This window comes from Oceanisphaera sediminis, from assembly GCF_039539745.1.
Classification (GTDB): Bacteria; Pseudomonadota; Gammaproteobacteria; order Enterobacterales; family Aeromonadaceae; genus Oceanimonas; species Oceanimonas sediminis.
On the sequence record NZ_BAABDS010000008.1, the window covers coordinates 68240 to 81063 of the forward strand.

A 12824-nucleotide genomic window follows, 5' to 3' on the forward strand; every position below is an offset into this window, starting at 1 on the left:
TTAATCGGTGCTGCCAACTGCCTGTGCCATGCCGGGCTGGCGAGCGTCTCGCTTGAGCTTGAAGGGGGCGAAGATCAACGCGCCCACCAAAAACAGGCCCAGGTAGCCGATCAGCGGGTAGAAGAAGGCGACCAATTGGGTAAAGCCGGCAAAGCTGGCCACAAAGCCCACCGCCAGAGTAATGAGGGAGAAGCGGGTGGCGGCCGGGGTGCGCATTTCCACAAAGCGGGCCACAAAGGCATAGAACATGCTGGCACCGGTGCTGAAGATCATGCCGAACAGCACAAAGGCCATGCCTTTCGCCAGCCAGGGCGAGATACCGTCGATAATTTTAAGCAGCGGCAGGGCGTAACCGGCAATGTTGTCGATTTGCGAGAACATTGCCAGGTGGCTGATCATGATCATCACGCCTACGCCCAGGCCGCCGAACAGGCCGCCCCACTTGGCGATGTTTTCGTTTTTCTCGGCGCCGCCCATTACCAGCGACATGGCGGCACCCACGGCGATGTTGAACGACACATAGTTGACCGCAGACACCAGCCAGTGCGGCAGGCTGGACTCTACGCTTTCGGCAATGGGGGCCAGCTCGGCAAAGCTGCGGTCCATGGTGGCCAGGCTGTAAATGCAGATCAACACCAGCGCCAGCACCAGAAAGGGGGTAATGCTGCCGATAAGGGTCACGACGCGCTGCACGTTCAGCATCAGGGTGGCACCCATCATCAGGGTCATCAGCACGCTGCCCACAAAAGGTGCCAGACCAAACTGCTGATTCAGGGCGGAGCCGGCACCGGCGATCATCACCACGCCCACACCGAACAGGGTAAAGATGATCACGTAATCCACAATCACGCCGATGTAACGACCGCTAATCTGATACACCACGGTTTTATGGGAACGGGTACGGGTGCGGCTGCCCAGCATGGTGAGCATCATGCCCAGGTAGGCGAACAGCGCCGTGGCCACCACGGCGGCGGCGGTGCCCATGTAACCGAAGCTGGTGAAGTACTGCAGCACTTCCTGACCCGAGGCAAATCCTGCCCCTACGATAATGCCAATGAATGCACTGGCTATTTTCAATATTTTCCACATGATCGCCTGATACTCCGTTAAATAGCCCTGTCAATTGATTACAGAGAGCCCAATTTCCAGAAGGTGCTGTTGTAGCGCCGTAAAGCGGGGGAATGTAGCATAATCATAGGGTTGGCGTGATTGTTTTGTTAAATAACGTGATTATCAACACAATCACCTGGCAAACCGTCAAATAATCCCACGGATAAACTACATAGATCCAAATAGACAACAGGTACCGTGCCCCCCCCGTGAAGCCGGCGACCATAGCAAAGCCCTGTTGCCGGGCATATCAGACCTTGGTCTATGTGGGAGTGCCGGCGTACTTTACAGTTAGCGGTTGTAGAGCCAGCGCAAACCGGATATATCCCTGTTGTTGAGTGACATTGTTGAGTGATATTGATGGGTGAGCCTGTGAAGAAGCTGTTTATGATTGGTGGCCTTGCCCTATTACTGGCAACGGTGTTCAGTGTGGGCAGTCGCCCGGTTCCCATTGAGCAGAAACTGATACACATTCAGGCCGCCGATGTGTTGCAGGGGTTTCCCGGCATTGAAGCGGAGCCGGTCGGGGTGCAGGCAATACTGCTGGATCTGGCCGATGATCCGCTGCTGCTGGTAAAGGCACAGGCGGCGTTTATCCGTTATCCGGCCATGGCCCGCCGTGTGTTTTCGCTCTACGGCCAGGAGCCTGAATTTCAGGAGATTCTGCGCCGCTATGGTGAAACCGTGTTGCCACCTATTCATCACTTTCTGACCCGGCCCGTCTACACCATAGAGCTGATAAACCAGGCGGACCAGGGCTACCGGGCCATCAAGCAGTATTTTACCGGTGCTCCCAAAAGCGCCGGTACTCCAAGCGCAACGCCGGAGCGGTATCAAACGCTTTCTCCGGAACAACGTGGCTGGTATGCCGTCAACTTCATCAAGAGCGAAGGGCATGATTTTCTCGGTCAGTTTGTGGTGGACGATAAGGGTGAAACCCGGTGGGTGGTGACCGAACGCATGCTGGAAGGGCTGAACCAGTTTTTTACCGGCGGCATCCGCAGCCTGGAAACCAAATACCGCGCCGGTGAAGCGCTCACCGCCGGGGATATCGGCTGGGCATCGGTTGATGTGCTGGTGTTAACCAGTGCCGTCAAGGTGTTGCGAATGGGACGTACCGCCGCGGTTACCACCCAGAGCGCCAGCCGGGCCACCCGTTCGGCGGCCCTGGCGGCCCGGGTCAGCCAGGGCGGGCGGTTGGTGCTGAACGGTGCCCGCTATGCCAAGTGGCCGCTGGTGTTTGGCGCCGGTTACCTGGTGATGACCCATCCCAGCCTGGTCAATGACCTGCTTGCGGGGGTTGCGGATGTGCTGGGCTACCCGGTGCTGGTCGTGCAGTTTGCCGGTTGGCTGTTGCTGTTGATGCCGGCGCTTTACCTTGGCAGCTGGCTGCTCTGGCTGCTTGTTCCGCTACTGACGGGGCTGTTGCGGGCCACGCTCTTCATGCTGACCAGGCTGAGTGGCAGAACAGGGCGTGCTCATTCGGGTGGGATCTTCCGGGCATCGGTCAGGGTGCGGGGGCGATAATCGGGCACGCTTTGCCAGCGGGCCCACACGGACGGGTCTATGCTCACGCCCACGGAACGGTTGCCCTCCCCGTCTCTGTCCAGTCGCCGGTAGTGACGGCCATCGCCGGAATGGAACCAGCGCCGATAGCGACCATACCAGCCGGCCATGAAGTCGTTGAACGAGTCGGTGGGCGCCGTCATCCAGGCCAGAGGCTCCGGTGTGCTCGGCGTTAACGCCAGACCGGCCGCCATCGCCTTGTGCTGCATCCAGGCCAGTGGCAAATCCGCCAGTGAGTCCACCCCATAACCGCCTCCCACATTGGCATGGGCGCCGATAAACCAGCGCTGCTCCACCGCTATTTGTCCGGCCTTCTTGTTGCCGTTCGGGCTGGTCCAGGGCACCGCATCGTAGGCGGCTCTGTGTTCGTCCAGTGCCAGGGCCTGATAGGCCCGCTTCACGATGTTCGACAGCCGGGTGTTATGCCAGGAGTAGGTGCCCCGCTCGGAAATCAGGGTGCCGGGAATGCCCAATGCCCCTACCGTGTCCCACACCCCGAGCAAGTGAATGTTTATTTCCCGGCTGTAACGGGCCCGAAACTGGCGGCACTGCTCTCCCTCCGGCGCCGCACTTTTATTGCGATACAGTCGCTCGGCGGCGGCCAGGCTGGTCGGGGTAATTACATGCAGCAGGCCGCATTTGCGGATCATGCCCACCATGCTGCGGGCGATGTAGGCACCACGGCTGAAGCCGAATACCCAGACTTCATCGCCCTCTTTATAATGCCGGGCCAGCCAGTCGTACCCCTGGCGCAGGTTCTTGCTTAAGCCTGCGCCGAAGATGCCTCCGGCCAGCCGCGTTAGTGTGCTGGTGCCCACGCCGGGGTCATAGAAAAAGCGCTGGCGCCGTTCACCGTCGAAGGGGGCTATGCTGCGCGCCAGCTTCACCACGTTGGTGTTATCCTGCGGGTCGTTCCAGGTGCCGTCGAACAGTACTATCAGTCTTTGCGGATGATGTGACATAAGCCTGCTCCCGGAAAGAATGAAGGGGAATGGTGGTTTATGTACAGCCTATGCCAGATTGCGGCAACTGATCACGGCGTTATCACTGCAAGCCCTTCTCATCTGAAGGTTCGCAACTGGATTCCCGCCTTCGCGAGAATGACGACAGGGGCGCCGCAGGCCAGGCGCAAATCGTCAGACGAACGAGGACTTTCAGGCTCAGCGTATAGTCTGCAGGTTCAGTGTGATCGGTATCGCCCAGCAGAGCTGGGCCTGCCAGCTGAAGCGGCAGCTACAAAAACCACAAATTGGTCCTACGAATACCAGCCGCGCTATCTGCCCATTTAAATAAAAACGGCATGCTCTCTGGCACGCCGTTTCTGGTTGTTCGGGTTTGCTTAACCGAGGAGTTGCTTAATCCAGGGTTTGTACGCCGCCGCCGTTCACGAACAGAACCTGGCCGCTTACCCAGTTCGAGATGGGAGCGGCAAAATAGAGCACGGCACCGGCGATGTCGTCCGGCTCGCCCAGGCGCTTGAGCGGGGTATGGGACAGCATGGTCGACTCAATTTCCGGCGTCAGCACCGAGGCCAGGGCGTCGGTTCTTACGGCGCCGGGGCCGACGGCGTTCACCCGAATACCGGCCGGGCCGTAGTCGAACGCCAGGTTGGCGGTCATGTGGTTGATGGCCGCCTTGGACGAGGCATAGGCGCTGATGGCCGGGCTCTTGTTGATCGAGCTCATCGACGACATGTTGATGATGGAGCCGTAGCCGGCGTTTTCCATGTGCGGGGCGCACAACTGGGCCAGCCGCCAGTTGCTGAACACGTTCAGCTCAAAGGTGCGGGCAAACTGCTCCACGCTGAGGCTGGCCGGGCTTTCGCGACCGGCACCGCCGCCGCCGACGTTGTTGACCAGAATGTTGATCTGGCCAAATTCGGCCAGGGTCTGATTGACCAGGCCGGTAAGATCTTCGTCTTTGGTGACGTTGCAAGACACCGCCAGCGCCTGACCGCCGTCTTTGCGAATGTGGCTGGCCACAGCGTCGGCCGCCTCCAGGTTCAAATCGGCCACCACCACGCTGGCCCCATGAGCGGCCAGCATCAGGCTGCAGGCCTTGCCGATGCCGTTGGCGCCGCCGGTGATAATGGCGACCTTGTTACTCAGATCGAAGAGTGCTGCTGACTTCATGGCTGTTCCTCTTTGGGTAAAGGGTCATTAAATGATCCGCCACCGCCTGATAGGCAGGCAGAGACGTGGGGTCGTTGGCGCCGTTGGCGGCCACCGGGTGGGAGGAAAAACGTACCAGCACCATGTCGGCTGCCGGGTCGATATAAATGGTCTGGCCGTGCACGCCCCGGGCGGCAAAGGCGCCATTGGCGTTGTGGGTTAGCCACCACATGTTGCGATAAGACCAGCCTTTCAGCTTGTCGAACCCGGCTTTGGCAAAGGCGTCTTTACTGCCGCCCTTGCGAATGTCGTCGATGGCGGCGGCCGGCAATATCTGCTCTCCCTGCCATTTGCCCCCGTTACGAACAAGCTCGCCAAAACGGGCCATGTCACGCAGCCCGGCACTCAGGCCACCGCCGGCAAAGGGAGTACCCAGTTCATCCACCTGGTAATAGGCGGCCTGCTCCATGCCGATGCGCCGCCAGACTTTTTCTGCCAGCAACTCGGCCACCGACTGGCCGGTCACTCGAGAAATCACCCAGCCGAGGGCGTCGCTGTTCACGGTTTTGTAGCCGAAGGCCTGGCCGTGTTCGCCCTGCTTCTTTACCTGCTGCAGATAGGCAAAATAGCCCACGGGCCCGGCGTAGTCCGCCGCTTTGGGCAAGGGATTACCGGCGGCGGAGTAGGCCCATACCTCGGCATTGGGGTCGGCATAGTCTTCGCTGTATTGCAGGCCCGTGGTCATGTCCATCAGCTGGCGTACCGTGGCATCGCCAAAGGCCGAGTCGTTCAGCTCGGGCACGTATTGCGCCACCGTTTTGTTTTCATCCAGCGTGCCTTCGGCCACCAGCATGGCGGCCAGGGTGCCGGTAAAGGATTTGGTTACCGACATGGCGGCGTGTTTTTTGTCTTCGCTCAGGGCACCCAGGTAGCGCTCGTACACCACCTGACCCCGGTGCAGAATAATCAGGCCGTCGGTGTAGTTGAGCCAGAGCGCGTCTTCAAAGCTGATCGGTTGCGCCGAGCCCCAGGGCAAAAACTGCAAGTGGTCGATTAAGGGATCAAGCCGGTATTCCAATGGCACCGGCGCTTCCAGGCCGCGAGACACCTCTACCGTGGGCATGAACTGGCGCATGTTGGTCACGCTGTAACGCAGCGCCGGAAACTGAAAAAAGGAGCCGTCGGCCGCCCGAACCACCTTGTCCCGCGCCGGCGGAAAGCCCTGCATCCAGCCCAGAGTGGCGGGTTCACTGTCTTTGGCAGACAGCGGCTCGGACGCCGCCGGCAGTGCCAAAACGGCGCAAAGCAGGGATACCCCGCCCTTTGCGAACATTCTGAATCCGATCATTCTTGTCTCCCGTACCGGGGTGGCTTGTTCGGGTGAGTATAGACTCAGGAGCATGTGAAACTGAACGAAAGGCGGGGAAAACGGCGGTGGTAACCGCCCATTCTGGGCGTGGGGTCGGGAATGGCGGCGGGCCTGTTCCGGAATCGGAGATCGTCACTTCGGGCTTGACCCGGAATCAGAGATCGTCACTCCGGGCATGACCCGGAGCCAGAGGCTATCACTCCGAGCTTGACCCGGTCAGAGATCGTCACTCCGGGCTTGACCCGGAGTCCATGGCGGTTTGCACCCTTGTTTGCCGGAAGATGCCGGGGCAAGCCCGGCATGACGGTATTCTCTGGCCCGGCATCATGCATGTTCAACCAGCAAGGTTAGCCGGCGGCAAGCACGCTCTGGGCCAGCCAGCCGGTGTAAGCAACATACACCGCCAGCAGCAGGGCGCCTTCAAATCGGTTAATGCGTCCCTGGCGGCCCTTGAAGCCATAACCCAGCACAAACAGCGACAGGGTCAGCACTATCATCACCATGAAATCGCGGCTGATCACCTCGGACGCCACTTCCAGCGGATGAATAACACCGGCCAGGCCGACCACGGCGAGGGTATTGAACAGGTTGGAGCCAATGACGTTGCCGATGGCCAGATCGTGCTGGTTCTTGCGAATGGCGGCAATGGAAGACGCCAGCTCCGGCAGCGAGGTGCCAATGGCCACTATGGTCAGGCCGATGATCAAATCGCTCACCCCAAACGCCTGAGCGATATTCACCGCGCCCCACACCAGAATACGGGAGCTGACAATCAGCAGCAGCAAACCGGCCACCAGCCAGAAGATGGCCTGTTTCAGGCTCATCAGGTTGTCGTCCAGCTCCTTTACCTCGTCGCCGGTCATGCTGTCTTTGCCATCACTCATGCCCTGCTTGATGCTCCAGCCCATCAGCAGTACAAAGACACCCAGCAGCACAATGGCATCGGTACGCGCCAGCATGCCGTTCCACAACAGTGCCAACGACAGCAGGGTGATCAGCAGCAGAATGGGCAGCTCTTTGCGCAGCACCTGGGAATGCACCGAAATCGGGCTGATCAGGGCGGTAATGCCCAGAATAAGACCGATATTGGCGATGTTGGAGCCATAGCCGTTGCCCAGCGCCAGGCCCGGGTTACCTTCCATCGACGAGATGATCGACACCACGATTTCCGGCGCCGAGGTGCCGAAACCAACAATCACCATACCAATCAGCAAGGGTGGCATGCCCGCATAACGGGCGGTGGCCGAGGCACCATCCACAAAGCGGTCGGCACTCCACACCAGTACGGCGAGGCCGAGTACAATGGCGGCAACAGACATCAGCATGAGGCGCCCCCCGTCAAAGTCAGGCGGGCAATATTCATATTTACAGTGGGTAGCATAAGGACTCTTCAGGGCGGGATATTGAATACCGGAGGCAGACCCACTTCCCGCCCGGAAATAGGTCAGCCTCAGGTCTCATCAATCCAACAGGACACCACCACCATAAGCCTTCGGCTTAGAGATTGTTGACGATGGTTTCGGCGGGCGCCGAACGATTACTCCCCCAAGAGGCGCATATTGTGACAGCTTGCGGCAGCCAAGAAAAGACCCGGCAGCGTGAGAAGCCGTAACCCCTCCCCGGCCCTCCCCTTGCGTTGCACTCCGCTGTCATCCTGAATATTCACGATTAAGGGGAGGGAGCTAAAAGCCCCTCCCCCTTGGTAGCGGCGTAACAGGCACGACGGCGGGTTCTCGCCAGGGGGAGGCTGGGAGGGGGTGTCGTTTTGGCCGGGGTACTGAACCTGCGGAATATGCGCATCCCCTGCAGTAACCCCTCCCCAACCCTCCCCTTGCGTTGTACCCCGTTGCTATCCTGCTGATCACGGATTCAAGGGGAGGGAGCTAAAAGCCCCTCCCCCTTGGCAGCGGCGTAACAGGCACGACGGCGGGTTCTCGCCAGGGGGAGGTTGGGAGGGGGTGTCATGCAGGCCTTGGGCTCACATGCTCGGAAAGGCGAAGTCCGAGGCCTGGTGGCTGGCGCGCTCGGGCCAGCGCTGGGTAATGGTTTTGCGGCGGGTGTAGAAGCGCACCGAATCGGGGCCGTAGGCGGCCAGGTCGCCGAACAGCGAGCGTTTCCAGCCGCCGAAGCTATGGTAGGAAACCGGTACCGGCAGCGGCACGTTGATGCCGACCATGCCTACCTCTATTTCGTCGCCGAACAGCCGGGCGGCCTCGCCGTCACGGGTGAAGATGCAGGTGCCGTTGCCATATTCGTGAGCGTTGATAAGCTCGATGGCGGCTTCCAGGCTGTTGACCCGCACCACGCACAACACGGGGCCGAAAATCTCTTCCTGGTAGATGCTCATCTCGGGGGTGACCCGGTCGAACAGGCAGCCACCGAGGAAGTAGCCTCCTTCATGGCCGGCTACGCTGAGCCCGCGGCCGTCCACGGTGAGCTCGGCGCCCTGCTCCACCCCGGCGCCGATGTAGCCTTCAATCTTGGCCAGATGCTCCTTGCTGATCACCGGGCCCATGTCTTGTCCGCACTGGGTGCCGGGGCCGATTTTCAGGGCACGGATTTGCGGCTCCAGTTTGGCAATCAGTGCATCGGCTACCGCGTCACCCACGCACACCGCCACCGAAATGGCCATGCAACGCTCGCCGCAAGAGCCATAGGCCGCGCCCATCAGGGCGCTTACGGCGTTATCCAGATCCGCGTCGGGCATCAGCACCGCATGGTTCTTGGCGCCGCCCAGCGCCTGCACTCGCTTGCCGTGGGCGGTGCCCTGGGCGTAGATATATTCCGCCACCGGGGTAGAGCCAACAAAGCTGATGGCCTTGACATCCTTGTGGGTCAGCAAGGCATCTACCACCGTCTTGTTGCCATGTACCACGCCGATCACCCCCTTGGGCAGACCGGCTTCTTCCAGCAACTGGGCGATAAGCAGCGAAGCGCCGGGATCTTTTTCCGATGGCTTGAGAATAAAACAGTTGCCGCAGGCGATGGCCATCGGCAGCATCCACAGCGGCACCATGGCCGGAAAGTTAAACGGCGTGATGCCGGCCACCACGCCCAGCGGCTGAAAATCGGACCAGGCATCGATATTCGGGCCCACGTTACGGGTGTAGTCGCCTTTCAGCAGCTCGGGCACGCCACAGGCGTATTCCACGTTTTCGATGCCCCGTTGCAGCTCGCCTTTGGCATCTTCCAGCGTCTTGCCGTGCTCTTCGCTGATAAGCGCGCAGATGTCGTCGGCCCGCTCTTCCAGCAGCTGCTTGAAGCGAAACATCACCCGCGCCCGTTTGGCCGGTGGCGTGTCGCGCCAGGCCGGAAACGCCGCCCTGGCGACGGCCACCGCCTCGGCCACCAAAGACTCATCGCCCATGCAAACCTGACTGCATACCTGGCCGGTAGCCGGGTTATACACATCCAGAGTGGTGGTGCTGTGGTGGCGTTCGCCGTTGATCAGGTGAGGAATGGTGTTCATCTGGTAATCCTTTTGTTTTGTTAAACTTGAAAAATATTTGGCCTAAAACTCAAATAGCGGTCGGTTACGAAGATGGATGGAGTAATCCCCTGAGCCAACCGTCGATGGCATGGACTCTGGGCTTATCGTCACCCTCGCGAAGGAACGTCATCCTCGCGAAGGCGGGGACGGGATCCAGTGTCTTTGCAGGCGCCCCACAGTCTGACCGCTCTGCGCCACAAGTCCTGGATTCCCGCCTTCGCGGGAATGACAAGAGAAGACGCGGGAATGACGAAGAACCATACCTGTTATGCAGCATTACTTATGACTGCGCCTTCAGGGTGCGGTGCACCGCGTTGAACAGCTGCTCCAGCTCGTCCGGGGTAGAGATAAAGGGCGGGCCAAACTGCAGGGTGTCGCCGCCAAAACGCACATAGTAGCCCTGCTGCCACAGGCTGAGCGCCAGCTCCATCGGGCGACGAGCAGGCTCCCCCGAATAGGGCGCCAGTTGCACCGCGCCGGCCAGACCACAGTTGCGAATGTCTACCACATGAGGCAGCCCCTTCAGGCGATGGAGCTGCTCTTCAAACACCGGCATCAAGCCCCGCACTCGTCCCGGCATATCTTCATCGATAATCACATCCAGTGTCGCCATGGCGGCGGCGCAGGCCACCGGGTGTCCGGAATAGGTATAGCCGTGCGGAAACTCCACCATGTAATCGGGGCCGGGCTGATCCATAAAGGCCTGATGGATATGCTCTTTGGCAATCACCGCCCCCATAGGGATCACCCCGTTGGTCAGCTGTTTGGCCACGTTCATGATGTCGGGCACCACGCTAAAGGCGTCGGCGCCGAACAGGGCGCCCATGCGGCCGAAACCGGTGATCACCTCGTCGAAGATCAGCAGAATATCGTGCCGGTCGCACAGTTCGCGCAGCCGTTGCAGATAGCCCAGCGGCGGCACTATCACCCCGGCCGAGCCGGCCATGGGCTCGACAATCACCGCCGCTATGTTCGAGGCATCGTGCAGCTCTATCATCTGCAACAGATGATCCGCCAGCTCGACACCGTGCTCGGGCTGGCCCTTGCTGAAGGCATTTTCTGCAAGCCACGTATGGGGCAGATGATCCGCCTCCACCAGCTGGCCGTAATGCTTGCGGTTGGGGCCTATGCCGCCCAGGCTGGTGCCGCCCATGTTCACCCCGTGGTAGCCCCGGGCCCGGCCGATGAGTTTGGTTTTTTCCGGCTTGCCCCTGGCGCGCCAGTAGGCGCGCGCCATCTTCAATGCCGTGTCGGCACATTCGGATCCGGAGTTGGTGAAAAACACCCGATTCAGATCCGCCGGTGCCAGCCTGGCCAGCCGTTCGGCCAGCTCGAAGGCCAGCGGATGCCCCAGCTGAAACCCGGGCGCATAATCCAGGGTATTCAGCTGATGGGTAATGGCCTCGTTGATTTTGGGATGCTTGTGCCCCAGGCCGGTACACCAGAGACCGGAGAGGCTGTCGAACAGCTTGTTGCCCCGAGTGTCGGTAAACCAGGCGCCCTCGGCTTCGGCTATCAGCCGTGGTGCAGCCTTGAAGGCCCGGTTGCCGGAAAACGGCATCCAGAAGGCGTCCAGGTTCAACTGGCGGGCTTTGGCCTCGGCGGTTCGTTGCGAATCTATCATGCTGTTCATCACAGCTCCTTGTCATATTCAGTCGCCTTACCGGCGCCTCTCGATGACTAGATGATGCGCCCTGTTACCAAAAGGTTAAATTTAAACTTAATTAACTTCGGTTAACGATTTACTTAACTTTCATCCAGCGCTATAAAACAGTACTGCGTCCCCCTAAGACAGTTCCTGGGTCACCCTCAAACCGTTCCTGTCGTCACCCTCGCGAAGGCGGGGGTCCATGGGGTCAGCAGTACACGCCTGTGTGCGGGCAAAGTGCAATCTGCCCTGGATTCCCGCCTTCGCGGGAATGACCAATATTGCGTCACCCCTGCGAAGGCAGGGGTCCATGCTTGGCACCGGCACAGTGACATAGGCAGGAGTAGGGTCGCCTTATTTAGATAAATAGTATTCGACCGCTGGTGTTGCATGAGGGTTGGACTGGTCCATTGAAATGGACCTACGGGGCTTAGCAGATTTGCGATTTTTGGAGAACAACATGGCACAAGCAAAACAGCCGGTGCTGAATCAGGTCAGCGACTTCGAGCTGAAGCTGTTGAAGGTATTTCGCACCGTGGCGGCCTGCGGCGGTTTTTCGGCGGCGGAGGTGAGTCTGGGCATCAGCCGGGCGGCGATCAGCATGCAGATGGCGGATCTGGAAAACCGGCTGGGATTCAAGCTGTGCCAGCGTGGCCGGGCCGGTTTTGCCCTGACCGACGAGGGCCGACGGGTGCTGGAGGCCAGCGATCGGCTGGTGGGCGCCCTCGACCACTTCAAGGCCGAAATCAACGATCTGCATCAACACCTGCGCGGCACCCTGGCCATCGGCATTACCGACAATCTGGTCAGTCACCCGGGCATGAAGATCACCCACGGCCTGGCGGCGCTCAAGGCCCGGGGGCCTGAGGTGAAAATCAATATTCACATGCAGCCATCGGACGACATCGAAATCGGCGTGCTCGACGGTCGGCTCAATATCGGTGTGGTGCCCCGGGTGCGCGAATTGCCGGGGCTGGACTATATGCCGCTGTACGAAGAAAGCTCCAGCCTCTATTGCGCCACCGGACACCCGCTATTTTATGCAAGCGACGAAACCATAAAGCTGACCGACCATGAGCTGGTAGTGCCCAGCTTCGCCCAGCCCGCCGAGGTGCAGGCGCTGTATCGCCGCCATCCGCTGGGCGCGCGAGCCAACGATCGGGAAGGCATCATGTTTTTGCTGCTTACCGGCTGTTATCTCGGCTACCTGCCCGATCACTACGCCCGCCCCTGGGTGGAACGCGGCCGCTTGAAGGCATTGCAGCCGGACAAGACCGGCTTCACCACCCGTTTTTGCGCCATTACCGCCCGCAGTCGCCGCGCCAACCTGGTGCTGGACACCTTTCTCGAAACACTATTGCCGCCCTCCTCTTCCGGTTAATACCAATCGGATTAATCATGTGCTCAGGCCGTCATCCTGACGAAAGTCAGGATCTCTCTGCAGAAAGATACCGGATCCGTCACCCTCGCGAACGCGGGGGTCCAGTGCCTTTGCAGACAAGCAGCAGTCTGACCGTTCTGCGCCACACG

At 60.1% G+C, this 12824-nt stretch carries 9 protein-coding genes; 2 read left to right on the forward strand and 7 right to left on the reverse strand.

All coding sequences use genetic code 11. The annotated features are described in order from the left end of the window. Complete coding sequence (locus ABD827_RS03320; RefSeq protein WP_344962299.1) at positions 1 to 1089, reverse strand: YkvI family membrane protein; 1089 nt, start codon at positions 1087 to 1089, stop codon at positions 1 to 3. 393 nt (positions 1090 to 1482) lie between these two features. Here ABD827_RS03320 and ABD827_RS03325 point away from each other — a divergent pair, with 393 nt between their 5' ends. Continuing rightward, positions 1483 to 2637 carry a hypothetical protein gene (locus tag ABD827_RS03325; protein WP_344962301.1) on the forward strand — a complete coding sequence of 385 codons (1155 nt, stop codon included), beginning with the start codon at positions 1483 to 1485 and terminating at the stop codon, positions 2635 to 2637. Here ABD827_RS03325 and ABD827_RS03330 read toward each other — a convergent pair. The 6 genes from ABD827_RS03330 to aptA form a co-directional block, all read right to left on the reverse strand. Then, positions 2589 to 3638, reverse strand: a complete 1050-nt coding sequence (locus tag ABD827_RS03330) for a DUF2235 domain-containing protein (RefSeq protein ID WP_344962303.1) — start codon at positions 3636 to 3638, stop codon at positions 2589 to 2591. The two genes, ABD827_RS03325 and ABD827_RS03330, sit on opposite strands and share 49 nt — an antisense overlap. 393 nt (positions 3639 to 4031) lie before the next feature. Next, the gene (locus tag ABD827_RS03335) at positions 4032 to 4808 is read right to left on the reverse strand and encodes a glucose 1-dehydrogenase (RefSeq protein ID WP_344962305.1); all 777 of its coding nucleotides are present in this window, start codon (positions 4806 to 4808) and stop codon (positions 4032 to 4034) included. Beyond that, on the reverse strand, positions 4777 to 6135 hold the full coding sequence (locus ABD827_RS03340) for a serine hydrolase domain-containing protein (protein WP_344962307.1): 1359 nt from the start codon (positions 6133 to 6135) through the stop codon (positions 4777 to 4779). The genes ABD827_RS03335 and ABD827_RS03340 overlap by 32 nt, the downstream gene beginning before the upstream one ends. Positions 6136 to 6503: 368 nt before the next feature. Then, positions 6504 to 7481 (reverse strand): calcium/sodium antiporter, encoded by a 978-nt coding sequence (locus ABD827_RS03345; protein WP_344962309.1) that lies wholly within the window; start codon positions 7479 to 7481, stop codon positions 6504 to 6506. A gap of 653 nt (positions 7482 to 8134) precedes the next feature. Further along, positions 8135 to 9625 (reverse strand): CoA-acylating methylmalonate-semialdehyde dehydrogenase, encoded by a 1491-nt coding sequence (locus tag ABD827_RS03350; protein ID WP_344962310.1) that lies wholly within the window; start codon positions 9623 to 9625, stop codon positions 8135 to 8137. Between the two features lie 301 nt (positions 9626 to 9926). Beyond that, on the reverse strand, positions 9927 to 11279 hold the full coding sequence (aptA, locus tag ABD827_RS03355; protein WP_344962311.1) for an omega-aminotransferase AptA: 1353 nt from the start codon (positions 11277 to 11279) through the stop codon (positions 9927 to 9929). Positions 11280 to 11754: 475 nt separating this feature from the next. On the opposite strand from aptA, the gene ABD827_RS03360 reads away from it, so the two are divergent. After that, a complete protein-coding gene (locus tag ABD827_RS03360; protein ID WP_344962312.1) occupies positions 11755 to 12675 on the forward strand; it encodes a LysR family transcriptional regulator in 921 nt (306 codons plus the stop codon). Positions 12676 to 12824: the final 149 nt, after the last annotated feature.

Coding starts and splice junctions, on each gene's coding strand:
- ABD827_RS03360 (WP_344962312.1), top strand. CDS start 11,755: ATGGCACAAGCAAAACAGCCGGTGCTGAATCAGGTCAGCGACTTCGAG.
- ABD827_RS03320 (WP_344962299.1), bottom strand. CDS start 1,089: ATGTGGAAAATATTGAAAATAGCCAGTGCATTCATTGGCATTATCGTA.
- aptA (WP_344962311.1), bottom strand. CDS start 11,279: ATGAACAGCATGATAGATTCGCAACGAACCGCCGAGGCCAAAGCCCGC.
- ABD827_RS03345 (WP_344962309.1), bottom strand. CDS start 7,481: ATGCTGATGTCTGTTGCCGCCATTGTACTCGGCCTCGCCGTACTGGTG.
- ABD827_RS03350 (WP_344962310.1), bottom strand. CDS start 9,625: ATGAACACCATTCCTCACCTGATCAACGGCGAACGCCACCACAGCACC.
- ABD827_RS03330 (WP_344962303.1), bottom strand. CDS start 3,638: ATGTCACATCATCCGCAAAGACTGATAGTACTGTTCGACGGCACCTGG.
- ABD827_RS03335 (WP_344962305.1), bottom strand. CDS start 4,808: ATGAAGTCAGCAGCACTCTTCGATCTGAGTAACAAGGTCGCCATTATC.
- ABD827_RS03340 (WP_344962307.1), bottom strand. CDS start 6,135: ATGATCGGATTCAGAATGTTCGCAAAGGGCGGGGTATCCCTGCTTTGC.